Source organism: Allobosea sp. Root381, from assembly GCF_001429395.1.
Taxonomy (GTDB): Bacteria; Pseudomonadota; Alphaproteobacteria; order Rhizobiales; family Beijerinckiaceae; genus Allobosea.
The window spans coordinates 94,622-119,399 of record NZ_LMJT01000004.1; the positions used below are offsets into that span (position 1 = coordinate 94,622).

Consider the following 24,778-nt stretch of genomic DNA (forward strand, 5'->3'; position numbering starts at 1 on the left):
ACACCCCGAGCCCTTCCCGAGGAGCCATTTTGGCCGGAATGGCGGTTCGAAGCGGCAACGCAGACCGGCTCCGCGACCGATCAGCGCTGCGCGAAACGCTCCTTCAGAGCGGCAAGCACTGCCTCCGGAACGAAGGGCGCGACATCGCCCCCCATTGCCGCGATCTGCCGGACGAGCGTCGCCGTGATGTAGCGCACGCCGGGCGACGCTGGCAGGAAGACGGTCTGCACCTCGGGCGCCATAACCGCGTTCATGCCGGCCATCTGCATCTCGTAATCGAGGTCGGAGCCGTCGCGCAGCCCGCGGACGATGATACTCGCCCCTGCCCGGCGCGCCGCATCGACGGCGAGGTCGTCGAAGGTCACGACATCAAGCACAGCCCCCCTCGCCGCCAGCAGCGGCGTCGCTACCTCGCGCAGGAGTTCCGCGCGGCGCTCCGCGGTGAGCAGCGGCGTCTTGCCGGGGTGGACACCGATGGCGAGGACCAGCCGGTCGCAGAGGCCAGCGGCCGCCGCGATGACGTCGGCATGGCCGTTGGTCACGGGGTCGAAGGAGCCGGTGTAGAAGGCGGTGCGCGTCATGGACCCAGCGTTAGCTGCTGGGCCCGCGCCCGACAAGCAGGACCGATACGGCCCCGCCGACGCAGGCCAGCCTTCTCTACCGAGACAGCCTCACGACATCGGCATGAGCGCCGCCAGAGCGGCGAGACTGCTGGCCATGACGGAGACGGACACCAGAAGCGAGGCAGCCACCGAATCGCGGCGCCGACCAACAGCACTCAGATCAAACAGCATAGATACCTGCCGAATCAGGGAAATTCTCTCTCAACCTGCCTGATGTCGCGTCTGGGCCGCCAAAGGGCGGGATGATGGCGAAAGCATGGCTTGCGGCCCCTGAGAGGCTTTGACGATTGCCTTCGCGGCGTCTTCACGCCAAAAGCCGGCATGCTCACCATCAACGACATCACCTACCGGCTCGGCGAGCGCCTGCTGCTCGACCATGCCAGTGCCTCGCTTCCGGACGGCTCGCGCGTCGGCCTGGTCGGCCGCAACGGCACCGGCAAGACGACGCTGTTCCGGATGATCACCGGCGACCTGTCGTCGGAAGGCGGCAATATCAGCCTGCCCAAGGGCCGGCGCATCGGCGGCGTCGCGCAAGAGGCGCCGGGCGGGCCTGAATCGCTGATCGAGGTGGTGCTCGCCGCCGATACCGAGCGCGCCGCGCTGATGGCGGAATCGGAGACGGCGACCGATCCGCACCGCATTGCCGAGATCGGGACGCGGCTGGCCGACATCAACGCCCATTCCGCCCCTGCCCGCGCCGCGACCGTTCTGCATGGCCTCGGCTTCGACGAGGCCGCGCAGCAGCGTCCATGCTCGGATTTCTCGGGCGGCTGGCGCATGCGCGTCGCGCTTGCTGCGGTTCTGTTCTCCGAGCCGGACCTGCTGCTGCTCGACGAGCCGACCAACTATCTCGACCTCGAAGGCACGCTCTGGCTCTACGACTATCTCGAGCGCTATCCGCACACCGTCCTCGTGGTCAGCCATGATCGCGAGTTGCTCGATACCTGCGTCGACCACATCCTGCATCTCGATCAAGGCAAGCTGACGATCTATCGCGGCGGCTACACCTCCTTCGCCAAGCAGCGCGCTGAAAAGCAGATGCAGCTCGCCAAGGCCAAGGAGAAGCAGGACGCCGAGCGCAAGCATCTCCAGTCCTTCGTCGATCGCTTCAAGGCCAAGGCCACCAAGGCGCGGCAGGCGCAGTCCCGCGTGAAGCGTCTGGAGAAGATGGAAACGATCGCGACCATCGTCGATCGCGACGTCCAGCCCTTCAGCCTGCCCGGCCCGGAGAAGCCGCTCGCGCCGCCGATGATCGTGCTGAACGATGCCAGCGCCGGCTATGGCGAGCGCAAGGTGCTCTCGAAGCTCAACCTGACGCTGCTACCGGACGACCGCATTGCCCTGCTCGGCTCGAACGGCAACGGAAAGTCGACCTTCTGCAAGCTGATCGGCGGCCGGCTGCCGCCCCTGTCGGGCGAAATGCGCAAATCATCCAAGCTGGAGACGGCCTATTTTGCCCAGCACCAGCTCGACGAATTGCGGCTCGAGGACACGCCGGTCGCGCACCTACGCGACCTGATGCCGGATGCGCCCGAGGCCAAGGTGCGCTCGAAGGCGGCGCAGATCGGTTTTCCCGCCAGCAAGGCCGAGACGCCGGTGAAGAACCTCTCCGGCGGCGAGAAGGCACGGCTGATGCTGGGGCTCGCTGCCTTCGGCGGCCCGCATCTGCTGATCCTCGACGAACCGACCAACCATCTCGACATCGACAGCCGCACCGCGCTGGTCAATGCGATCAACGACTATCCGGGCGCCGTCATCCTCGTCAGCCACGACCGCTTCCTGATCGAATCCTGCGCCGACCGGCTCTGGATCGTCGGCGACGGCACGGTCAGGAATTTCGACGGCGACATGGAGGATTATCGCAGCCTCGTGCTCGGCACGGCGAAGGCCGCCAAGCGCGAGAAGGCGGCGCCAGAGACGGCAGCCGCGGGCGGTAAGTCCGAGGAGCGCAAGGGTGCGGCGGTCAAGCGCGCCGCCCAGGGCCCGCTGCGCCAGAAGCTCAACCTCGCCGAGGCGAAGATCGCCAAGCTGACCGGGCTGATCGAGAAGGTCGACGGGGCGCTGGCGAACGGCGCCTTCGCACGCGAGCCGGAAAAGGCGCTGACCCTGTCGCGGCAGCGGGCGGAGCTGGCGGAAGCGCTCACCGCCGCAGAGGAAGAATGGCTTATGCTGGGCGAGGAGCTGGAGAGCGCGTAAACGAACCTATCGCAGCTTGGCGATCCCGATGCCGTCGAGTTTGGCGCGGTCCTTGATCGATTCCTCGCTGCGCGTCAGGGCCTTCGAGATCGCCTTCAGCGCCATCCCCTTCTTGGCAAGCAGCTTCAGCTTGTCGAGTTCCTCGCCCGTCCAAGGCTGGCGGTGACGTTCAAAACGCTCGGCCACGATCGGCTCCTGCTTGGCCCCAACCAGCCGCCTCAGCCCTGCCCGGGCTTCACGATCCGGCTCAGCCTGTTGTCGGTAAACATATAGATCTCGCGGCCGCCTGGCTCAGCATAGAGCACCTGCGTCTCGCGGTGACCCTTGCCACTCTCGCCGATGAGCACGTCGGTCGGGCGGGTGCCCTTCAGCTTGACCAGCTCGCATTCGGTGATGCCCTCGGCGATGGCCGGCGGCAGCGGGCGGGTCGAGGGATCGAGCGAGACGCCGGCGCTGCACTGTCCGTCCGGCATCAGCGTCGCTTCCTGCGTCGAGGCGCGCGCCGAGACGCTGCTCGTGGTCGTGGTGGTCTGGCCATCGCGCGTATCGGAGGTGAAGGAGAAGCCGCCCATATCGACGGAACATCCGCCGAGAGCGGCGGCACAAACGAGCAGGACAGGCAGTCTCACGCTTTCTTCTCCCAGCGGCCGGTTTCGTCCTGCTGCCAATAGCTGGCGGCAGCGCCCGAGGCCTTGGCCTTCTTCCAATCCTCGCGCGCTGCAGCCAGCGCATCCGGATCGTCGCCGTCGAATATCAATACGACGCGCTCGTAGTCCTGCATTGCGTCGGGAATACGGACACCGTCGGCGCAGATGCGGACCTGGGCCGCGTTAGGATTATGCGCATGCGTCGTCAGGACCACCGCGTTAGTCGCGGCATCGGCCTCCATCGCCGTGACATGGGGCAGGAAGCTCTCGTCCGAATACGTCCAGAGATGGTCGTCGACCGCGCTCAGACGCTCCTGGCTCGCCACCTCGACGACGACCTTCTGGCCGCGCGAAAGCGCCCGGTCGAGAATCGTCGGCAGCACCTGCTCGAGCGGGCGCGACTGGAGGTGGAAGAACAGGATCTCGGCCATCGAAAGCCTTTTCCTTCAGCGACTTGCTGATCTGTCCTGACAGATCGAATCAGCTTTCGTAATGCTCGGCGACGAGGCGGTCGAGCAGGCGCACGCCCCAGCCCGAGCCCCAGGAGCGGTTCGTCTCGGAATTCGGCGAGCCCATGCCGGTGCCGGCGATGTCGAGATGCACCCACGGCGTGTCGTTGACGTGGCGCTGCAGGAATTGTGCGGCGGTGATCGAGCCACCGTGGCGCCCGGCAGCGTTCTTCATGTCGGCGAACTTCGAATCGATCATCTTGTCGTAGGCCTTGCCGAGCGGCAGGCGCCAGACCTTCTCGCCGGTCGCCTCGCCCGCCGCCGAAAGCCGCTCCGCGATCTCGTCGCTGTTGGAAAACAGCCCGGCATGCTCCTGCGCCAGCGCGACCAGGATGGCGCCGGTCAGCGTCGCGAGATCGATCATGAATTTCGGCTTGAAGCGCTCCTGCGTGTACCAGAGCACGTCGGCGAGGACGAGCCGGCCCTCGGCGTCGGTGTTGATGATCTCGATGGTCTGGCCCGACAGCGAGGTGACGATGTCGCCCGGACGCTGGGCATTGCCATCGGGCATGTTCTCGACGAGGCCGATGATGCCGATGGCGTTGACCTTGGCCTTGCGCGCGGCCAGCGCGTGCATCAGCCCGGTGACGCAGGCCGCGCCGGCCATGTCGCCCTTCATGTCCTCCATGCCGGCACCGGGCTTCAGCGAAATGCCGCCGGTATCGAAGGTGACGCCCTTGCCGACGAAGGCGACCGGCTGGGCGCCGCCCTTGGCGCCGTTCCAGCGCATGATCACCACGCGGCTCTCGCGGCGCGAGCCCTGACCGACGCCCAGCAGCGCGCGCATACCGATCTTCTTCAGCTGCTTCTCGTCGAGAATCTCGATCTCGACGCCGAGCTTGTCGAGCTTGGCCGCACGATCGGCGAACTCCTCGGGAAAGAGCACATTGGGCGGCTCGTTGACGAGGTTGCGCGCGATCTCGACGCCGGCGGCGACCGCCTCGCGGGCTTTCAGCGCCTTCTTGACCGGGGCCGGGTCCTCCGCGCGCAGGGTCACCTTGAACGGCTCGGCCTCTTCGGCCTTTCGGCTCTTGGTCTTGTAGAGATCGAAGGCATAAGTGCGCAGGCGCATGCCGAGCGCGATCTCGGCCGCCTGATCGGGCGCGAGCGGCCCTTCCGGTAGCGCCAGGATCACGTCGGCGCTGCGGCCATGACCGAGCCGGCCCGCGATCGCGCCGCCAAGCCTGGCGAAATCGAGCGTGCCGCGCTCCGTTTCCGGACCCACACCGACCACGATGAGCCGCTCATAACCGGCGTCCTGCGGCGCGAGCAGGGTCAGGCCGGCAAGCGCCTTGCCCTTGAAGCGCTCGGCGGCAGCGGCGCGTGCAAGCAGCGCATGGCCACCCTCGCCCAGCCATTCGCCGGCGGCCTCGGGCGGAGTCAGCGTGTCCGACATCAGGATCACCAGGTCCTGCCCGCCGATCGCGTTGAGGGCTTTGATCTCGAGCTTCAGGCGCTGGGACATAATCGGCTCACGATGTTGCGAGGGAGCTTTGGGCGGGGCGAAACAAAGCGGCCGCAAACGATTCCCGTTTGCGCCTTGATTGCGCCTATACCATAGGGTGATTTCCGCGAACCACCAGCGTCGGCCCCTTTCCGCGCTGACCAATCGGAAGCCCAAACGTGCTGCTACAGCGTCTCGACCGCTACATCCTGAAGTCGGCGATGATCGCAACGGTCGTCCTGCTGATCGGGCTGACGAGCGTGATCTGGGTCACGCAGGCGCTGCGCGAGGTCGACCTGATCACCGGCAAGGGCCAGACGGTGGTAATCTTCTTCACCGTCACGCTTCTGTCGCTGCCGGCGCTGCTGGCCGGCATCGCGCCGGTCGCGCTGTTCATGGCGACGCTTTACACGCTGAACCGCCTCAACGGCGATTCGGAGCTGATCGTGATGAATGCCGCCGGCGTGGCGCCGCGGCGGATCGCGCGTCCCTTCATCGTGCTGACGATCGCGGTCTCGCTGTTCGTGGGCTGGATGTCGCTATCGGTGATGCCGGCCGGCTTCCGGATGCTGCGCGACCTGATCACGCTGATCCGTGCCGATTTCGTCGCCAATGTCGTCAAGGAAGGCCAGTTCGTCTCGCTCGATTCCGGCATCACCTTCCATTACCGAGAGCGTTCCGGCGACGCGCTGCTCGGCATCTTCATGCAGGACCGGCGCGACCCGAACCAGCCCTCGATCTATATCGCAGAGCGCGGCCGGACGGCCGAGGTCGAGGGATCGAGCTTCCTGATGCTGGAGAAGGGCACGATCCAGCGCGAAACCAAGAACACCGACACGACCTCGATCATCTCCTTCGAGCGCTATGCGCTGAATCTTTCGGCGCTGTCCGGGGACCCGACCGGCGGTCCGGGCGAAGGCGATGGCGACAAGGTCGTCTACAAGCCGCGCGAACGCTCGACCTGGCAGCTCCTCAACCAGGATCCGAACGAGCAATACTACAAATTCCAGGAGGGGCGTTTCCGGGCCGAGCTGCACAACCGCCTTTCGGCAGCGCTCTATCCGATGGCCTTCATGCTGATCGCCTTCGCCTGCATCGGCGAGGCGCGCACCACGCGCCAGGGCCGCGCCTTTGCGATCCAGGCCGCGATCCTCATCGTCGCGGCGACGCGCATCGGAGCCTACATGGCCTGGACGGCAAGCGTGCGTTCGCCCTTCGCCGCGGCGCTGCTGTACATTCTCCCCGTGGTGGCGATCATTCTTGCCACGGCGGTGATCCTGTATGGCCAGCGCCTGCGGCCGTTCCTCTCCCGGGCGATAGCGCCGTTGGCGGCGCCCTTCAGCGGGCTTGCATCGCGGCTCAGGCGCGCCTGATGCTGCTTACCTCCACCTTCGGCCGCTATCTGACGAAGCAGTTCGCGCGCTCCATCCTGGGCGTGTTCGGCACGTTCTTCTTCCTGATCGGAACGCTCGATTTCGTGGAGTTGATGCGGCGGGCGGGCGATTCGCCGCTGGCCACGACCCCGCTGATCGTCCAGCTCGCCCTGTTTCGCGTGCCGAGCGTGGCCGAGCAAATATTTCCCTTCGCCGTCCTGTTCGGCGGCATGTTCGCGCTGCTGACGCTAAGCCGGAAGCTCGAGCTCGTCGTCGCCCGCTCGGTCGGCATGTCCGCCTGGCAGTTCCTGCAGCCGGCGGCGCTGGTCGCAGGCGTCATCGGTCTGCTCTCGATCCTGGTCTACAACCCAGTGGCGGCCGAGCTGAAAAGCAGGGCGACCGCGCTCGAGACGCGGCTGTTCGTGCGCGCCGCCCAATCCAACAATGCGCCCGATGTCTGGCTGCGCCAGCGGAGCATGGACGGGCAGGCCATCATCCGCGCGGCCGGCTCGCTGCCGGACGGCGACGGGCTGTCGCAGGTCGCGATCTTCAACTTTTCCCCGGGAGGCGGCTTCAGCGAACGGATCGACGCCAAGCAGGCGGTGCTGCATCACGGCTATTGGGAACTGACGGACGCGCGCGTCATCTCGACGACGGACGAGCCGCAGAACTACGGCACCTATCTCTTCGCGACGACACTGGAGCCCGAGCAGGTGCGGCAGAGCTTCACACCGCCCGAGGCCGTCGGGTTCTGGTCGATGCCTGCCGTGATCGATCGGACCCAGCGCGCCGGCCTCGACACGACGCGCTATGAGCTGCGTTATCAGTCACTTATGGCAAGGCCACTGCTGCTGGTCGCCATGGTGCTGGTGGCCGCATCCGTTTCCTTAAGATTTTTCCGGTTTGGTGGCGTGACCAGACTGGTGATAGGTGGCGTCGCGGCCGGGTTCGTGCTCTATGTCGCGACGCAGCTGTCGGAGGAGCTAGGCTCGTCAGGCATCGTCAATCCGGTGGTTGCAGCATGGCTGCCCGCAACCATAGGCTCGATGCTCGGCGCTCTCGCGCTCCTCCATCAGGAAGACGGGTAAATCGTACTGTGCCTATGGTTAATTTTGGATTGAGCGTATGGTTCCCGGCGTAAGGCGCGTGGCTCGATTTGCCGCGGCGACGGCGCTCGCCTCGAGCCTTGCCTATATCCTGGCCATGGCCGGGACAGCTTCGGCGCAGACCCCGCCTGCCCAGCAGGAGCGGATGGTCGTGGATGCGCGCGAGCTCGTCTACGACAATGACAAGAAGACCGTTTCAGCCGTCGGCGATGTGCAGATCCTCTATCAGGGCCGCACCATCGAGGCCGACCGCGTCACCTACGACCAGGCCGGCAAGCGCGTCGTCGCGGTCGGCAACGCCCGCATCACAGAAGCGAACGGCACCGTCATCACCGGCGACCGCTTCAACCTGACGGATGATTTCCGCGACGGCTTCATCGATTCGCTGCGCGTCGTGAACCCGGACAAGACACGCTTCAGCGCGCCCCGCGCTGAGCGCACGGATGGCGAGACCTTCATATTCGAGAAGGGCATCTACACCGCCTGCGAGCCCTGCAAGGACAATCCGGAGAGGCCGCCGCTCTGGCAGGTTCGAGCCGCGCGGATCATCCACAAGAAGGCCGAGCAGACGATCTATTACGAGGAGGCGCGCCTCGAATTCGCCGGCGTGCCGCTGGCCTATGTCCCCTACATGTCGGGACCGGATTCGACGGTGAAGCGGAAGTCGGGTTTCCTGGCGCCGAAATTCCTCAACACAGGCCCACTCGGCTTCGGCGTCGGCCTGCCCTATTTCATCAACCTGGCACCGAACTACGACGTGACCCTGACGCCGACCTATATGACGCGGCAGGGACTGCTCGGCCAGGCCGAATGGCGCCACCGGCTGGCGAACGGCTCCTACTCGATCCGGGCCTCGGGGATCTTCCAGCGGGAAAAGGAAGCATTCCTCGACGCACCGCTCGGAGCCGGTGACGATACCTTCCGCGGCGCGCTGGAGACGAACGGCAAGTTCTTCATCAATCCGCGCTGGTCGTTCGGCTGGAACGCCTCGATGTCGACGGATCGCTGGTTCTACAAGAACTACCGCATCCTCAACCAGGGTCTGAGCGCCACCACCTATCTGCAGGAAGTGATCTCGACCGCCTATCTTAACGGCCAGAGCGCAACGGCCTGGTTCGATGCGCGCGCCTACTACTTCCAGCCGCTGACCTCGACGGACTGGCAAAAGCAGCAGCCGACGGTTCTGCCGGTGATCGACTACAACAAGCGCGTCCACAAGCCGAGTTTCCTCGGCGGCGAGCTGAGCTTCACCGCGAACCTCACGCATCTGACGCGCGATGCGGCTGCGTTCCAGCAGTTGCCGCAGCAGACGAACTATCTGATCAACGGCACCACCAGCAGCGGAACGCCCTATTCCCTGTATGACGGCTGCGCGGTCTACCAGAAAAGCACCTGCCTCATCCGCGGCCTCGCGGGCAATGTTGCGCGGGCTACGGCCGAGGCATCCTGGCGGCGCAACTTCATCGACCCGCTCGGCCAGATGTGGACCCCCTATGCCTCGGTGCGGGCCGACATCTTCTCGATCCGTCCGGACACGACGGGCTACCCGAACGCGAATGTCCGCACGATCGCCGACACCTCGGACGAGGTCTTCGGCCGGGTGATGCCCGCGATCGGCCTGATGTATCGCTATCCTTTCGTCGCCAAGACCTCCTGGGGCACGCATATCATCGAGCCGGTTGCGCAGATCGTGGCGCGCCCGAACGAAACCAATAGTCTGCGCGTCGCCAACGAGGATGCGCAGAGCCTCGTTTTCGACGCCAACAACCTGTTCGAGTGGAGCGGCAAGTTCTCCGGCTACGACCGCGTCGAGGGCGGCACCCGCGCCAATGTCGGCGCGCTCTATACCGGCCGCTTCGGCAAGGAGGGCTTCGCCAACCTGCTGCTCGGCCAATCCTACCATCTCGGCGGGCGCAACTCCTTCGCCAGCGCGGACCTGGTCAATACCGGCCTCGATTCGGGGCTGGATACCGACACCTCGGACATCGTCGCCCGCGCCCAGTACTCGCCCTTCAAGGGGCTGTTCTTCACCGGCGCCACCCGCCTCAACTCGACGACGTTCGAGGCGCAGCGCATCGATGCCGCCGCAACCTATTCGACGAGCGTCATCAGCGCCTCGGTCGGCTATGGCCGCTACGAGCCGCAGCCCAATCTCGGAATCCCACGCCGGCGCGAGGGTCTCTCGCTGAGCGGATCGCTCGCCGTGACGCCGAACTGGCGCCTGCGCGCCGGCGTGCTGTTCGACCTCGACAAGTACAAGCTCGACCGCGAGGTCCGCTACAGCCAGTACACGTCCTGGCTGGCCTCGCCGGGGTCGGCGCTACCGAAATACTCCAATGGCGGCCTGTTCCAGACCGCTTCGACGAGCTTCGGCATCAACTACACCGACGAATGCACGGTGTTCGACGTGAGCTATTCGCAAAGCTATGCCGACCGCCAGTCCGGCGCGACCAAGGACACGCGCACCGTGATGTTCCGGCTCGAACTGAGGACGTTGGGCGAAGTGAGCTACTCGCAGAATCTCGACGCCTCCTCGACCGTCGGCGACGGCGTGTCCTCAAGCAACTGAGCCGAGGCCGGCGGCCGCCCGACAAATGACAAAGGCGGCCACATGACGGCCGACGCAACCATGTCCCTGCCACCGCTCGCCCTGACGCAGGGCGACCCTGCGGGCGTCGGGCCCGAGCTCAGCCTCCTCGCCTGGGCACGCCGGAACGCGCTCGGGCTGCCGCCCTTCGCCTGCATTGCGGATATCGACCATCTGGCGCGGTTGTCGCGCCGGCTCGGGCTGGACGTTCCGCTGGTCGCCTGCGACTGGGATGAGGCCGGCCGTCATTTCGCGACCGCGCTGCCTGTCATCCCGCTCGCCGAGGCGACCGCGGCGGAGCCCGGACGGCCCGCCCCGGCGACGGCACAGGGCACGATCGCCTCGATATCACGGGCGGTAGCCGCGGTGCGGCAGGGTCAGGCCGCAGCGGTCGTTACCAATCCGATCGCCAAATCCGTGCTCTATGCTGCGGGCTTCGCTCATCCCGGCCATACCGAATACCTCGCCCACCTCGCCGGTGACGGCGGCACGCCGCCCATGCCGGTGATGATGCTGTGGTGCGACGAGCTTGCGGTCGTGCCGGTGACGATCCATGTGCCGCTCCGCGCCGTACCGGATTTGCTGACGACCGAATTGATCGTCGAGACCGGCCGCATCGTCGCCGAGGGATTGAAGCGCAGCTTCGGGATCGCGAATCCGCGCCTCGCGCTGAGCGGGCTCAACCCGCATGCGGGCGAGAGCGGGGCCCTCGGCGGCGAGGATGCTGCGGTGGTCGCGCCTGCCGTCACGGCGCTCCGGGCGCTCGGAATCGATGCGCGCGGCCCCTATCCCGCCGACACGATGTTCCATGCGCGGGCCCGGGCCGGATACGACGCGGCGCTCGCGATGTATCACGACCAGGCGCTGATCCCGATCAAGACGATCGCCTTCGACGAAGGTGTCAACGTCACGCTGGGTCTGCCCTTCATCCGTACCTCGCCGGACCATGGCACCGCCTTCGACATTGCCGGCAAGGGGATCGCTCGGCCCGACAGCCTCATAGCGGCACTGAAGCTGGCTGCACGCATGGCCAGGCAACTTGCAAAGGCAGCCGAATGAGCCAGATCGATTCCCTGCCGCCGTTGCGCGAGGTCGTCGAGCGCCACGGGCTGACGGCGCAGAAGTCGCTCGGGCAGAATTTCCTCTACGACCTCAACCTGACCTCGCGGATCGCCCGGGCGGCGGGCCCTCTCGAAGGCGAGGTCATCGTCGAGATCGGTCCCGGCCCGGGCGGGTTGACGCGGGCGCTGCTCGCAAACGGCGCCGGCCGCGTCATCGCAGTCGAGCGCGACCGGCGCTGCCTGCCGGCGCTGGCGGAGATCGCGGCCCATTATCCGGGCCGCCTGGAGGTGGTCGAGGGCGACGCGCTGACGGTCGATCTCGTGGAGCGGCTCGGCGGGAAGCCGGCCCGGATCGTCGCGAACCTGCCCTACAATATCGGCACGCCGCTGCTGGTCGGTTGGCTCAGCCTGGACCCTTGGCCGTCCTGGTGGACGTCGCTGACCCTGATGTTCCAGCGCGAGGTCGCGGAACGCATCGTCGCGACACCTGAGCAGCGCGCCGATTACGGCCGGCTGGCTGTGCTGAGCAACTGGCGCTGCGAGACGAAGATCCTGTTCGACGTACCGCGCAGCGCCTTCGTGCCGCCGCCGAAGATCACCTCGGCGATCGTCCAGCTCCTGCCGCGGCAAGATCCCGAGCCCTGCGATAAACGCCTGCTCGAACGCATCACGCTCGCGGCCTTCGGCCAGCGTCGCAAGATGCTGAGGCAGAGCCTGAAGGCCGTTCTGGCAGAACCTGCCGACTGGATCGAGCAGGCCAGCCTCGCGCCGACGGCCCGTGCCGAAGAAGTGCCGGTCTCGGGCTTCGTCAGGCTCGCCAATACGCTGGCCGAGCGTCTCTGAGGGCGCTGCTCAGGCCAGTTCCTCGGCCAGCAAAGTCGTCACGAAGTCGGACAGCCCGGTGGCGCGCTCGCGCTTCAGACGCTCGGCGGTAAGGATCGACTTGACCGATTCATAGGCGGCCTGGAGGTCGTCATTGACGATGACGTAGTCATACTTGTTCCAGCGCGCGATCTCGTCGCGCGCATTGTCGAGCCGCTTGGCGATGACCTCGGGCGCGTCCTCGGCGCGACGCACCAGGCGCGAGCGCAGCTCTGCCATCGACGGCGGCAAGATGAAGATCGTCACGACATCGGCACGGGCCTTTGTCACGATCTGCTGCGTTCCCTGCCAGTCGATGTCGAAAAGGACGTCGCGCCCGGCGGCCAGCGAGGCCTCGACCTCTTTGCGCGGCGTGCCGTAGCCATTGCCGTGGACCTCGGCCCATTCCAGCAGTTCATTGTGCTGCTTCATCTGGTCGAAGGCGGGCCGCTCGATGAAGCGGTAGTGTACCCCGTCGATCTCGGAAGGCCGCTTGGCGCGGGTCGTCACGGAAACCGAAAGATCGAGATTGTTCTCGGATTTGAGGTTGCGGGTCAGGGTCGACTTGCCCGCCCCCGAAGGCGAGGACAGAATCAGCATCAGCCCGCGGCGGGCCGGGCGCGCGACATCGGCCATCAGCATTCACTCCACATTCTGAACCTGCTCGCGCATCTGGTCGACGACGGTCCGCAATTCGAGGCCGATGCGCGAGAGTCCGGCGTCGCCAGCCTTGGCGCACAGTGTCGAAGCCTCGCGGCCGAATTCCTGCGACAGGAAATCGAGCTTGCGGCCGATCGGCCCGCCCTGGTCGAGCAGCAGGCGCAGCGCGGCGACATGGGCGTGAAGCCGGTCGATCTCCTCGCGGATGTCTGCCCTCACCGCGAGCAGCGCCGCCTCCTGGTGCAATCGCTGCGGATCCAGCGCCTGACTCGCCTCGAGCAGAGCCGCGACCTGCGCCGCGATGCGTTCGCGGATCGCCTCGACGCCCCGCGCCGGATGCTGCTCGGCCTGCGTCGTCAGGCGGGCGATGGTCTCGAGATGACCGGCGAGCACGGTGTCGAGCGCCCGCCCCTCGGCGGCGCGCGCTTCCTTGAGGCCGAGCACGACCGCATCAAGACCCGCCAGGACCGGTGCTTCGATGGCGGTCAGCGCATCCTCGCTTTCGTCGGCGAGTTCGACGACGCCACGTATGCCGAGCAGCCCGTCATAGGATGGCGGACGCACTGCGTCCGAGGCCGGAAGTCGGGCGATCGCCTGCAGCAGCCCCGCCAGCGCCGCCTCGTTGATGCGCGGCCGCGGCGGGCCGGAGTCGCTGGTGATCTGAAGATTGACGTGGAGCGTGCCGCGCGCGAAGGCGCCGGTCAGGCGCTTGCGGGCAGCCTCGGCCAACACTTCGAAGCCGGGCGGCACGCGGACGCGGACATCGAGACCGCGACCGTTGACACTGCGGATTTCCCAGGCCCAGGCGTGGATGCCCACGGTCCCGGCCGTGCGGGCGAAGCCCGTCATGCTCTCGATCGCCATCGCCTCAAGCCTCCGCCGCTTCAATGCGGCGGGACCCTAGTGGCGGGGGCATCGGCGGGCAAGCGCCGCGCCATTCGCCCTCACAGGAAGATGGGGACGACTCCGGACGGGAGTACCGCTCCGGTCAGGGCCGCAGCTCGGGAACCAGCTTCGGCGAATTGAGATCGAAGGTCTTGTTCCGCAGCGGATCGCGTTCCGTGCCCTCCGAGGCGTCGAAGGCGCGGGACGTGCTGGCGCGGCGGATCGCCTCGCCTTCGGCCGGCTGCGGCCCTTCCGAACGGGTATCGGGAGCCGGCGGCGGCTCGACCTTGTCGACCGCGCCGTCCGGCGCAGGCTTGCCCGCCTCGCGACGCCCGGCCTCGATCTGGCGCCAGCGGCCGACATTGCGGTTGTGCTGCTCCAGGCTCTCACCGAAGGCATGGCCACCGGTGCCGTCCGCGACGAAGTAGAGCTCCTTGGTGCGCGAATGATTGACCACGGCCTCCATCGCGGCGCGGCCGGGATTGGCGATCGGGCCCGGCGGCAAGCCGTCGATGACATAGGTGTTGTAGGGCGTCGCCTGGGTGATCTCGTTGCGCTGGATCGGACGGCCGAGCGTGCCCTTGCCGCCGACGATGCCGTAGACGATCGTCGGGTCAGACTGGAGCCGCATCTTGCGGTTCAGGCGGTTGATGAAGACGCCGGCGACGCGCGGGCGCTCATCGGCACGACCGGTCTCCTTCTCCACGATCGAGGCCAGCACGACCAGTTCCTGCGGCGTCTTGATCGGCAGATCGGTGGGCCGGCGCTCCCAGATACGGGCGAGGATCGTGCGCTGGTCTCGCGCCATGCGGTCGATGATCGCCTGTCGGGTGAAGCCGCGCGGGAAGCGGTAGGTGTCGGGCAGGATCGTGCCTTCGCGCGGAACCTGGACGATATCGCCGGTCAGGAGATCGTTCTCGCGCAGGCGGGCGACGATCTGCTCGCTGGTGAGCCCTTCGGGGATGGTGATCGCGTGCTCGACGACCTTGCCGTCGGCGATGATGTCGAGAATCTCGGTCTGGCTGACACGCGCCTTGAACAGGTATTCGCCGGCCTTGAGCTTGGTCCAGTTGCCGCTGGCCAGAGCCGAGAGCCGGAAGGACCAAGGATGCTCGATCATGCCTTCGCGCTGAAGCAGATCGGCAATTTCGGTCAACCCGCTATCCCTCGGGATGATCAGGACGCGATCGTTCGCGAGCGGTCCGGGGGCACGGCTCTGGCTGCCGACCATGGCGATCCCCGCCCCGACCAGCCCCGCGATCACGAGCAGCGCTGTGAACAGCCCGCTCATCATGGCGACGAAAGGGCTGCTGCGGCGGCGGCGACGCGCCTTTGGCGGCGGCGCCGGCGGGGCGACCGGCTTCAGCGCCTCGCTGGGACTCTTCGGGGCAACGCGTGGCGAATCGTTCACAGGTGTAGCGCTCGCACTTCGGACATCGTCAGGGCACACGGTTTCAGCCAGCCAGGCAGCCCCGTAAATTGGCGGCAATCGGCCGATTGCCGATGCAATTGAACCGGATTCACGGCGCCCGTGAAAGCAGATTCGTGCTCCCGCAGGAGCTTGCGCACTCTACTGAACATTATGGCGAAAGCGCGCTGGCAGGAGCGCCTCACGCGCTCCCGGCATAGCGCCGCATCACGAGCGACGCATTGGTGCCGCCAAAACCGAAGGAGTTCGACAGGACGACGTCGATCTCGCGCTTGCGTGCGACATGCGGAACGAGATCGAGATCGGTCTCGACGGAGGGATTGTCGAGATTGATCGTCGGCGGGGCGATCTGGTCGCGGATCGCCAGCACGGAGAAGATCGCCTCGATGGCCCCTGCGGCGCCGAGCAAATGGCCTGTCGCCGATTTGGTCGAGGACATGGAAGGTTTCCTTGCCGCGCCGGCCAGGAGCCGCTCGACGGCTCGCAACTCGATCTCGTCGCCCAGCGGTGTGGAGGTGCCGTGCGCGTTGACGTAGTCGACGTCGCCGGCGGACAGACCGGCCCGGTCGAGCGCCATGGACATACAGCGATAGGCGCCGTCGCCGTCCTCGGCCGGCGAGGTGATGTGGTAGGCGTCGCCCGACAGGCCGTAGCCGAGGACCTCGGCATAGATCCGGGCGCCACGGGCCAGCGCGTGGTCGAGTTCCTCGAGCACGAGGACACCCGCGCCCTCGCCCATCACGAAACCGTCGCGGTCCTTGTCATAGGGGCGCGAGGCCTTCTCGGGTGTGTCGTTGAAATTCGTGGAGAGGGCGCGGCAGGCACAGAAACCTGCAATGCCTATGCGATTGATGCCCGATTCGGCACCGCCCGCCACCATGACATCGGCATCGCCGAGCGCAATCATGCGCGCTGCATCGCCGACCGCATGGGCACCGGTCGAACAGGCCGTAACGGCCGAATGGTTTGGCCCCTTGAGACCGTGCTCGATCGAGACATAGCCCGCGGCAAGATTGATCAGGCGACCGGGAATGAAGAAGGGCGAGAGCCGGCGCGGGCCGCGCTCCTTGACGAGCAGCGCGGCGTCATAAATGCCGCCCAGGCCGCCGATGCCGGAGCCGATGGCTACGCCAGTGCGGATCTGATCCTCATAGGATTCCGGCGCCCAGCCGGCATCGTTCAGCGCCTGGCGGGCAGCCGCCATTGCGTAGACGATGAAATCGTCGACCTTGCGCTGCTCCTTCGGCTCCATCCACTGGTCGGGATCGAAGGTGCCGTCGCTGCCGTCCCCACGGGGAATATGGCAGGCGATGCGTGCAGGCAGATCGTCCACCTGGAAGCCGGTTATCGGGCCGGCGCCGCTCTGGCCGGCGATCAGGCGGGCCCAGGTCGGTTCGACGCCGCATCCGAGCGGCGTCACCATGCCCAGCCCGGTGACGACCACGCGGCGCAACGTAAGAGTGCGAGAAGCCATGTTTCCTCGGCTGAAGGCCGCCCCGGACGGGGCGGCGCTGGCGTTGGATTCGGGCGAAAGCCCGAACGCCCGATCAGGCGCTCTTGGACAGGAACTTGACGGCGTCGCCGACGGTCACGATCGTCTCGGCCGCATCGTCCGGGATCTCGACGCCGAACTCTTCCTCGAACGCCATCACGAGTTCAACCGTGTCGAGGCTGTCCGCCCCCAGGTCCTCGATGAAGTTGGCGCCTTCCACGACCTTCTCAGGCTCGACGCCGAGATGCTCGACCACGATCTTCTTCACGCGCTCGGCGACATCGCTCATGGGTCTCTTCCTTAACGATTGAAAACACGCAGCGCTGGATCGCGCCGCGTATAGGGATCTTCACTCCTGAATCCCACCGCACCAAGTCGGCCTCGGCGGGTCGGAACTCGAAGCCTGCACAAACGCAACAACCGGGTTCCCGTCAAGTCCCCCGCTCCTGCAACGCAGCCCGATGGCGCTAGTTAACACACAGGATAATGGCTGGCGAGAGCATCCGCGCAAGCCTTGGAGCTTGCCAAGAAACCCCAGGAAGCGCCTCAGATCATTGCCATTCCGCCGTTGACATGCAGCGTCTGGCCCGTCACGTACCCGGCTTCTGTGCTGGCGAGAAAGGCGACGGCGGCCGCGACATCGCCGCCTGAGCCGAGGCGTCCCATCGGAACGTCGGCGAGGATACCCTCGCGCTGCTTCTCGTTCAGCGCCTGCGTCATGGGTGACTCGATGAAGCCCGGCGCGACGACATTGACCGTGATGTTGCGGCTGGCGACCTCGGCGGCGAGCGCCTTCGACATGCCGATCAGGCCGGCCTTCGAGGCGGCATAGTTGCCCTGCCCCGGATTCCCCATCGTACCGACCACGGAGCCGATCGAGATGATGCGGCCATAGCGCCGGCGCATCATCGATTTCACGGCCGCACGCGAGAGCCGGAAGGCGGCCGTCAGGTTGACGGCGATGACGCTGTCCCAGTCCTCGTCCTTGAGACGCATGAACAGGTTGTCCTTCGTCACGCCGGCATTGTTCACCAGAATGTCGAGGCCGCCGAGCTTCTCCTCGGCGGAGGGCACCAGCGCCTCGACCGAATCCTTGTCAGCGAGATTGCAGGGGGCGATCTCGACGCGCTCGCCAAGTTCGGCAGCGAAGGCCTCGAGCGCCTCGACACGGGTGCCGGACAGCGCGACGCTCGCGCCCTGTGCGTGGAGCAAGCGTGCGATCGCGCCCCCCAGCCCTCCGGTCGCGCCGGTGACCAGGGCTCTCTTGCCGGTCAGATCAAGCATCGTCTCTCCCTTTCGGCGTTCTGCCGTTGTTTCACCCGTTCAGGGCCTTGTAGCCTGCGATGTCGTCGGCCGTTCCGACCGATACCGACGTTGCGCCCGCGGCGATGCGCTTGATCAGCCCGGCCAACACCTTGCCGCTGCCGACCTCGACGAAGCGCGTCACGCCCGCTGCAACCATCGTCTCGACGCATTCGCGCCAGCGCACCGTTCCCGTGACCTGCGCCACCAGCGAGGCGCAGATCGCGTCCGGGTCGGTGAGCGGCGCCGCACCGACATTCGCCATGACCGGCACGATGGGAGCCTTCATCGTGACCTGCGCCAGCGCGGCCTGCATGGCCTCGGCCGCCGGCTGCATCAGCGCACAATGGAAAGGAGCCGAAACCGGCAGCAGCATGGCGCGCCGGACGCCGCGCTCGCCAGAGAGAGCGATGGCCCGATCGATCGCCGCCTTGGCGCCCGAGAGCACGACCTGGCCGCCGCCATTGTCGTTGGCCACCTCGCAGACCTGGCCATGCGCCGCGTCAGCAGCGATCAACTGTGCCAGCTCGAACTCGGCGCCGAGCAGGGCCGCCATGGCGCCCTCGCCCGCCGGCACCGCCTTCTGCATGGCGTCGCCACGGATGCGCAGCAGGCGCGCGGCGTCGGCGATGCTGAAGGTGCCCGCCGCAGCCAGTGCGGAATATTCGCCGAGCGAGTGGCCGGCGACGAAGGCAGCGTCGCGGGAAAGGTCGAACCCAGCCTCCGATTCGAGCACGCGAACGACGGCGAGGCTGACCGCCATGAGCGCCGGCTGGGCGTTGGCGGTAAGGGTCAGCTCTTCGCTCGGCCCTTCCCACATCAGCGCAGACAGCTTTTGCGACAATGCGGCATCGACCTCGTCGAACACGGCCTTCGCCACCGGGAACGTCTCGGCGAGGGTCTTGCCCATGCCGACGGCCTGTGAGCCCTGGCCGGGGAAGAGGAACGCGGTCGTCATTCGGCAAGCCTCTCGTTCTGGCGCCTTGCGCAGATTCACGGCGCTGTCACACTGCCTTGGACGCCAAGTCAAGCACGGCGCCTGATTATTAGCCGCAGAACCGCTCCGTGCGCACCGATTTAGGTTGCATGATGGCGCCCGAGCCTGTAACGACCGCCTCCTGTTTGTTCGGCCGGAGGCTGAACGGATGGCGCGTGCGTTCTCGCCCAGGCGAGGCCGCGGCGCAGGCTCCCCTCCAGGAAGCCGCCATCCCGTGTCTCCGCCTTCGATGAAATCCTGTCGGGCCTTATCCAGGGCTCGGAGGGCTCCGCGCCGAGCGAAACAGGGTGAAACAAGGAAGGCCAATCATGGCGAAATACGAGCATGTTCTGCTCGCGCGACAAGATGTCAGCGCGCAGCAGGTCGACACTCTTGTCGAGACGTTCAAGGGGATCATCGAGGCGAATGGCGGCTCGGTGCCCAAGGTCGAGTACTGGGGCGTCAAGTCCCTCGGCTACCGCATCAAGAAGAACCGCAAGGCGCATTACTCGCTGCTGAACATCGACGCTCCCGCTGCCGCTGTGGCGGAGATGGAGCGCCAGATGCGCATCAACGAGGACGTGCTGCGCTTCCTCACCATCCGCGTGGAAGAGTTCGAGGAAGGCCAGTCGGCCATGCTTCAGAAGCGCGACCGCGATGACCGCGGCGATCGGGGCGACCGCTTCGACCGTCCCGGCGGCGGCGACCGCTTCGACCGTGGCCCGCGTCGTGACCGTCCGCGTCGCGAAGACGAAGCCACCGAAACCCCTGCCGCGGAGGCCTGATCCATGTCGACTGCATCCGCTGGCGCCCGCCGCCCCTTCTTCCGCCGCCGCAAGTCCTGCCCCTTCTCGGGTGAGGGCGCTCCGAAGATCGACTACAAGGACGTGCGCCTGCTCTCGCGCTACATCTCCGAGCGCGGCAAGATCGTGCCGTCGCGCATCACGGCGGTCTCCGCCAAGAAGCAGCGCGAGCTCGCCCAGGCGATCAAGCGCGCCCGCTTCCTCGGCCTGCTGCCTTACGTGATCCGCTGAGCGGTTCCTGAATACCCGGCGGCGAGCGATCGCCGCCGGTTCCTGATCTGAATTCCACCAGTCGCCCTGTGGTGAAACTCCACCGGGTTCGTTGAGGCGAGATGCCTCTCACCCTGCCCGGCCGATCTGGCCCGGGAGCAGCGGGACAGCAGGACGAAGCATGATACCGGTTGTCGGCATCGGCGCGGGCCTTGTAGCGGCCTTGCTTTTCTCAGTGGTGATCACCGGATCGCCGCTGGCCGTGCTGCTGTATTCGGCCGCCCCCCTCCCGATCCTGATTGCCGCCCTGGGCTGGAACCACCGCGCCGGCCTGTTCGCCTGCGCCGCGGGAGCCGTTGCCGTTGCAGTCGCGCTGAGCGTGCCGGCGGGCTTCGCCTTCGCGCTTATCATCGCCGTGCCGGCCTGGTGGATCGCCTATCTCGTGCTGCTGGCGCGGACGGATGGCGCCGGCACGACCGAATGGTATCCGCTCGGCAACCTGATGGTCTGGATCGCGGCGACCGCGACGATGGCGACCGTCGCCAGCGCGCTCGTCATGACGACCGACTACGAGGCCTATCGCGCAGTCATCGCCCGCATCGTCGAGAACCTGCTGGCCGAGATGGTGCGCAGCAAGATGATCGTCCTGCCGGAAGGCACCACGCAGGCCGAACTCGCTGCCAGCTTCACGCCGCTGCTGGTGCGCGCCGTGCCGCTCGGCATCGGCGCCTCCGTCGTCACGACGATCACCGCCAATCTCTGGATCGCCGCCAAGGCGGTGCAGCTTTCGGGCCGCCTGCCGCGGCCCTGGCCCTTCATTCCCTCGACAACCCTGCCTCGCCAAGCACTGGCGCTTCTGGCGGCCGGCTTCGTCGCTGCGACGCTGGACGGCTTCATCGGCCTGGCCGGCGTCGCCCTGGTCGGCTCGCTTGCCGCCGCCTTCATGTTCAGCGGCCTCGCCATGCTGCACGATCTTTCGCGCGGCCAAGCCTGGCGCACGCCGATGCTGATCAGCGTCTATGTCTCGCTCATCGTGATGCAGGCCGTTCTGACACCGCTGCTGGCGCTCGCCGGCGTGATCGACAGCCTTCTCGGCCTGCGCAAGCGGGCCGCGCTGCCTCCACCGCCTTCCAACACCTGACCAACAAAACAACAGATCCTAAGGAGACATCATCATGGAAGTGATCCTGCTCGAACGCGTCGCCAAGCTTGGCCAGATGGGCGAAGTCGTCCGCGTCCGCGACGGCTTCGGCCGCAACTACCTTCTCGCCCGCGGCAAGGCGCTGCGCGCCACCGAGGAGAACAAGAAGCGGTTCGAAAGCCAGAAGATCGAACTCGAGACCCGCAATCTCGAGCTCAAGTCGGAAGCCGAGGCCGTTGCCGAGTCGCTGGACGGCCTCACCGTCGTGATGCTGCGCCAGTCGGGCGAGTCCGGCGTGCTCTACGGCTCGGTCTCGACCCGCGACATCGCCGAGTCGCTGACCGCCGAGGGCTTCAACGTCGCTCGCAGCCAGGTCACGCTCAACGCCCCGATCAAGACGCTCGGCCTGCACACCGTCCCGGTCGTGCTGCATCCTGAGGTTTCGGTCACGGTCACCGTGAACATCGCCCGCTCGGCCCAGGAAGCCCAGCGCCAGGCCGCCGGCGAGAACGTCACGGCCCGCGAGGAGTTCGACCTCGACGATCTCGGCCTCGAGGTCGGTGCGGCGCTGGCGGAAGCCGGCGACGACGATCGCTGAGCCTTTCAGGTCACGCCATCGAGTCAAGGGCGCCGCGGCAACGCGGCGCCCTTTTTTGTTCTGGCCTGTGAAGTACCGTGGATGGTGAACTTGCTGCTGGCGCAGACTGTCGGAGTGCGGGATTAGAAGGCTCTCCCGACTCGGCCGGCTGACATTTCTCCCACGTGGCCGTTTGTCGGCTTGAAATGTAAGTAACCACTTACTTATCAAGGCAGCCATGGCCACCGCGACCGCCCTCGTCACCCGCCTCGAAAACCGCGAGGCCGAATTCCGCGTTCAGCCTCACAACATCGAGGCTGAGCAGGCGCTGCTGGGCGCGATGCTGGTCAACAACGACGCGTTCTATCGCGTCTCCGACTTCCTGGTGCCCGAGCACTTCTTCGAGCCGATCCACCAACGCGTCTTTGAGCTGGCATCGAGCCTGATCCGGGCCGGCAAGATCGCGACGCCGATCACGCTGAAGACCTTCGTCAATGATCTCGACCTCGGCGAAATCACGCCGAGCCAATATCTCGCGCGCCTCGCCGCCGAGGCGACGACCGTCATCAATGCCGGCGATTACGGCCGCACCATCTATGAGCTCGCGGTGCGCCGGCAGCTCATCGGCGTCGGCGAGGACCTGGTGAACGTCGCCTATGACGCGCCGGTCGACATGGCGCCGCGCGAGCAGATCGAGGAAGCCGAGCGCAAGCTCTACGAACTCGCGGAAAAAGGCCGCTACGAGGGCGGCTTCCAGAAGTTCGACGGGGCGCTCAGGCTCGCCATCGACATGGCGGCGAGCGCCTATCAACGCGCCGGCGGCCTCTCGGGCATTTCCTCCGGCCTGCGGGACCTCGACCAGCGCATGGGCGGCCTGCAGCCCTCGGACCTGATCGTGCTCGCCGGCCGCCCGGCAATGGGCAAGACCTCGCTCGCCACCAACATCGCCTTCAACATCGCGAAGGCCTGGCGCGGCGAACGCCAGACCGACGGCTCGATCAAGACGGTCGATGGTGGCATCGTTGCCTTCTTCTCACTGGAAATGTCGGCCGACCAGCTCGCGACGCGTATCGTCGCCGAGCAATCGAGCATCTCCTCCTACAAGATCAGGCAGGGCCGCATCACCGAGGGCGATTTCGCCCGGCTGACCGATGTCGCGGCGCAGATCGAGAAGCTGCCTCTCTATATCGACCAGACCGGCGGCATCTCGATCGCCCAGCTCGTTGCCCGCGCGCGCCGGCTGAAGCGCCAGAAGGGTCTCGACGTCCTGTTCATCGACTACCTGCAGTTGCTCTCGGGCTCCTCCAAGAACAACCAGAACCGCGTCCAGGAACTGACCGAGATCACCACCAGCCTGAAGGCGCTGGCGAAGGAGCTCGCCGTGCCGATCATCGCGCTGTCCCAGCTCTCGCGCCAGGTCGAGAGCCGCGACGACAAGCGCCCGCAGCTCTCGGACCTTCGCGAATCGGGCTCGATCGAGCAGGACGCCGACGTGGTGATGTTCGTCTACCGCGACGAGTACTACCTCAAGGGCAAGGAGCCGCGCCCCGGCACCGAAGAACACAACAAGTGGCAGATCGAGATGGAGGCGGCCCATGGCGTGGCCGAGCTCATCATCGGCAAGCAGCGTCACGGCCCGACCGGAGCGATCGCGCTTCAGTTCGACGCCGAGGTGACACGCTTCTCCGATCGTGCAGACGACATGCGACTTCCGGACCGCGAATGATGATTTTCGACACGCCCGCCTCCGGCGCCCATGGCGCCACGCTGACCATCGACCTCGGCGCGCTGGTGGCGAACTGGCGTGCGCTCGGCGAGCGTGCCGGGGCGGGTGCGGAAGCCGGCGCTGTGGTCAAGGCCGACGCCTATGGCATCGGCATCGAGCCGGCCGTGACCGCGCTGTCGCGGGCGGGCTGCCGGAGCTTCTTCGTCGCGCATGTTTCCGAAGGCATCCGGGCGCGCGCCGTCGCTCCCGAGGCGCCGGTCTATGTCCTCAACGGGCTCCTGCCGGGCAGCTGCGACGTCTTTGCCCAGCACGAGCTTTCTCCCGTGCTCGGCTCGCATGAGGAGCTGCTCGAATGGGCGGCCTTCCGGCAGACCGGCGCCAATGCGCGGCCCGCTGCCCTGCATGTCGACACCGCGATGAACCGGCTTGGCCTTTGGGCCGGCGAAGGGTTGAACCTCGCCCGCGAGAAGGCGGGCGCGATCTCGGCAGCCGGCATCGGGCTGGTGATGAGCCATTTCGCCTCTTCCGAGGACGAGACCGACCCGGCCAATGCCCGCCAGATCGCGGCCTTCGCCGAGATCGCCGCCGCATTTCCGGGGCTGCCGGCCTCGCTCAAGAACTCCTCGGGGCATTTCCTGAAGGAATGTCCGTCCTACCAGCTGACCCGGCCGGGATACGGCCTCTATGGCGGCAACCCGACGCCCGGCCTGCCGAACCCGATGCGCCCCGTCGTCGGGCTGGAATCTCGGATTATCCAGGTGCGCGAGGTCGAGCCCGGCACGCAGGTCGGCTATAACGGGCGCTGGACCGCCAAGCGGAAGAGCCGGCTCGCGACGATCTGCCTCGGCTATGCCGACGGCTATCCGCGCAATGCGAGCTGGACCGACAAGAGCACGGGCGGCTCGGCGATCGTCGGCGGCGTCGCCTGCCCCTTCGTCGGCTCCGTTTCGATGGATCTGATCATCGTCGACGTCACGGCGGCACCTGTCGCCGCAGCGAAGCGTGGCGAGCCGGCGACGCTGATCGGTGGTGCGCTCGATCTCGAGACGGTCGGGGCCGGTGCCAAGACGATCGGCTACGAGATCCTGACCAGTCTCGGCCGGCGCCATGCGCGGCGCTATGTGGGGCTTTGACGTGAGCGGCGATAGGCGCGTCGTGCTCGGGCTCGAC

Annotated in this window: 24 protein-coding genes; 12 read left to right on the top strand and 12 right to left on the bottom strand. The window is 66.7% G+C overall.

Annotation, left to right across the window (positions count from 1 at the left end; all coding sequences use genetic code 11):
• Positions 1-80: 80 nt before the first annotated feature.
• Positions 81-581, bottom strand: a complete 501-nt coding sequence (gene coaD, locus ASE63_RS05815; RefSeq protein WP_056797936.1) for a pantetheine-phosphate adenylyltransferase — start codon at positions 579-581, stop codon at positions 81-83.
• 363 nt (positions 582-944) lie between these two features.
• Here coaD and ASE63_RS05820 point away from each other — a divergent pair, with 363 nt between their 5' ends.
• Positions 945-2,819: an ABC-F family ATP-binding cassette domain-containing protein gene (locus tag ASE63_RS05820; protein WP_056797941.1), complete on the top strand. Its 1,875-nt coding sequence runs from the start codon at positions 945-947 to the stop codon at positions 2,817-2,819.
• Positions 2,820-2,825: 6 nt separating this feature from the next.
• Here the strand turns inward: ASE63_RS05820 and ASE63_RS05825 are convergent, their stop codons facing one another.
• From ASE63_RS05825 to ASE63_RS05840, 4 genes are read right to left on the bottom strand one after another with little or no spacing between them, the layout of a single operon-like run.
• Entirely contained in the window at positions 2,826-3,005 is a 180-nt protein-coding gene (locus ASE63_RS05825) for a hypothetical protein (protein ID WP_056797943.1), read from the bottom strand.
• A 32-nt stretch (positions 3,006-3,037) separates the two neighbouring features.
• The gene (locus ASE63_RS28255) at positions 3,038-3,448 is read right to left on the bottom strand and encodes a hypothetical protein (RefSeq protein ID WP_244491296.1); all 411 of its coding nucleotides are present in this window, start codon (positions 3,446-3,448) and stop codon (positions 3,038-3,040) included.
• Positions 3,445-3,897, bottom strand: coding sequence for a DNA polymerase III subunit chi (locus ASE63_RS05835; RefSeq protein ID WP_056797946.1), 453 nt, complete (start codon positions 3,895-3,897; stop codon positions 3,445-3,447). Before ASE63_RS05835 ends, ASE63_RS28255 begins: the two co-directional genes overlap by 4 nt.
• A 49-nt stretch (positions 3,898-3,946) precedes the next feature.
• Positions 3,947-5,440: a leucyl aminopeptidase gene (locus ASE63_RS05840; protein ID WP_056797950.1), complete on the bottom strand. Its 1,494-nt coding sequence runs from the start codon at positions 5,438-5,440 to the stop codon at positions 3,947-3,949.
• 158 nt (positions 5,441-5,598) lie between these two features.
• Between ASE63_RS05840 and lptF the strand changes: the two genes are divergently transcribed.
• The 5 genes from lptF to rsmA are packed head-to-tail and all read left to right on the top strand — an operon-like array spanning position 5,599 to position 12,389.
• On the top strand, positions 5,599-6,792 hold the full coding sequence (gene lptF, locus ASE63_RS05845; protein ID WP_244491297.1) for an LPS export ABC transporter permease LptF: 1,194 nt from the start codon (positions 5,599-5,601) through the stop codon (positions 6,790-6,792).
• Positions 6,792-7,880, top strand: coding sequence for an LPS export ABC transporter permease LptG (gene lptG, locus ASE63_RS05850; protein WP_056797951.1), 1,089 nt, complete (start codon positions 6,792-6,794; stop codon positions 7,878-7,880). Before lptF ends, lptG begins: the two co-directional genes overlap by 1 nt.
• A gap of 58 nt (positions 7,881-7,938) precedes the next feature.
• Complete coding sequence (locus ASE63_RS05855; RefSeq protein WP_056797954.1) at positions 7,939-10,467, top strand: LPS-assembly protein LptD; 2,529 nt, start codon at positions 7,939-7,941, stop codon at positions 10,465-10,467.
• A 60-nt stretch (positions 10,468-10,527) separates the two neighbouring features.
• Positions 10,528-11,544, top strand: coding sequence for a 4-hydroxythreonine-4-phosphate dehydrogenase PdxA (gene pdxA, locus ASE63_RS05860; protein ID WP_056798121.1), 1,017 nt, complete (start codon positions 10,528-10,530; stop codon positions 11,542-11,544).
• A complete protein-coding gene (gene rsmA, locus ASE63_RS05865; RefSeq protein WP_056797956.1) occupies positions 11,541-12,389 on the top strand; it encodes a 16S rRNA (adenine(1518)-N(6)/adenine(1519)-N(6))-dimethyltransferase RsmA in 849 nt (282 codons plus the stop codon). The genes pdxA and rsmA overlap by 4 nt, the downstream gene beginning before the upstream one ends.
• A gap of 9 nt (positions 12,390-12,398) precedes the next feature.
• Here the strand turns inward: rsmA and gmk are convergent, their stop codons facing one another.
• From gmk to fabD, 7 genes are all read right to left on the bottom strand, one after another.
• Positions 12,399-13,043 (bottom strand): guanylate kinase, encoded by a 645-nt coding sequence (gene gmk, locus ASE63_RS05870; RefSeq protein ID WP_244491298.1) that lies wholly within the window; start codon positions 13,041-13,043, stop codon positions 12,399-12,401.
• A gap of 6 nt (positions 13,044-13,049) precedes the next feature.
• Complete coding sequence (locus ASE63_RS05875) at positions 13,050-13,931, bottom strand: YicC/YloC family endoribonuclease (protein ID WP_056797961.1); 882 nt, start codon at positions 13,929-13,931, stop codon at positions 13,050-13,052.
• Positions 13,932-14,055: 124 nt separating this feature from the next.
• Positions 14,056-15,363 (bottom strand): endolytic transglycosylase MltG, encoded by a 1,308-nt coding sequence (gene mltG / locus ASE63_RS05880; RefSeq protein ID WP_244491299.1) that lies wholly within the window; start codon positions 15,361-15,363, stop codon positions 14,056-14,058.
• Between the two features lie 199 nt (positions 15,364-15,562).
• Positions 15,563-16,834 (bottom strand): beta-ketoacyl-ACP synthase II, encoded by a 1,272-nt coding sequence (gene fabF / locus ASE63_RS05885; RefSeq protein WP_056797967.1) that lies wholly within the window; start codon positions 16,832-16,834, stop codon positions 15,563-15,565.
• A gap of 94 nt (positions 16,835-16,928) precedes the next feature.
• Positions 16,929-17,162, bottom strand: coding sequence for an acyl carrier protein (locus ASE63_RS05890; RefSeq protein WP_056797969.1), 234 nt, complete (start codon positions 17,160-17,162; stop codon positions 16,929-16,931).
• A 257-nt stretch (positions 17,163-17,419) separates the two neighbouring features.
• Positions 17,420-18,157: a 3-oxoacyl-[acyl-carrier-protein] reductase gene (gene fabG / locus ASE63_RS05895; protein WP_056797972.1), complete on the bottom strand. Its 738-nt coding sequence runs from the start codon at positions 18,155-18,157 to the stop codon at positions 17,420-17,422.
• A gap of 31 nt (positions 18,158-18,188) precedes the next feature.
• Positions 18,189-19,133: an ACP S-malonyltransferase gene (fabD, locus tag ASE63_RS05900; protein ID WP_056797975.1), complete on the bottom strand. Its 945-nt coding sequence runs from the start codon at positions 19,131-19,133 to the stop codon at positions 18,189-18,191.
• A 347-nt stretch (positions 19,134-19,480) separates the two neighbouring features.
• Here fabD and rpsF point away from each other — a divergent pair, with 347 nt between their 5' ends.
• The 6 genes from rpsF to alr all read left to right on the top strand — a co-directional run bounded on the left by rpsF (position 19,481) and on the right by alr (position 24,741).
• On the top strand, positions 19,481-19,936 hold the full coding sequence (gene rpsF / locus ASE63_RS05905) for a 30S ribosomal protein S6 (RefSeq protein ID WP_056797977.1): 456 nt from the start codon (positions 19,481-19,483) through the stop codon (positions 19,934-19,936).
• A 3-nt stretch (positions 19,937-19,939) separates the two neighbouring features.
• Entirely contained in the window at positions 19,940-20,185 is a 246-nt protein-coding gene (gene rpsR, locus ASE63_RS05910; RefSeq protein WP_038367644.1) for a 30S ribosomal protein S18, read from the top strand.
• A gap of 160 nt (positions 20,186-20,345) precedes the next feature.
• The gene (locus ASE63_RS05915) at positions 20,346-21,305 is read left to right on the top strand and encodes a DUF2232 domain-containing protein (RefSeq protein ID WP_056797981.1); all 960 of its coding nucleotides are present in this window, start codon (positions 20,346-20,348) and stop codon (positions 21,303-21,305) included.
• A gap of 34 nt (positions 21,306-21,339) precedes the next feature.
• Positions 21,340-21,903, top strand: a complete 564-nt coding sequence (gene rplI, locus ASE63_RS05920; protein WP_056797983.1) for a 50S ribosomal protein L9 — start codon at positions 21,340-21,342, stop codon at positions 21,901-21,903.
• 217 nt (positions 21,904-22,120) lie between these two features.
• Positions 22,121-23,608 (top strand): replicative DNA helicase, encoded by a 1,488-nt coding sequence (locus tag ASE63_RS05925; protein ID WP_056797986.1) that lies wholly within the window; start codon positions 22,121-22,123, stop codon positions 23,606-23,608.
• A complete protein-coding gene (alr, locus tag ASE63_RS05930) occupies positions 23,608-24,741 on the top strand; it encodes an alanine racemase (RefSeq protein WP_056798123.1) in 1,134 nt (377 codons plus the stop codon). The genes ASE63_RS05925 and alr overlap by 1 nt, the downstream gene beginning before the upstream one ends.
• Positions 24,742-24,778 lie beyond the last annotated feature (37 nt).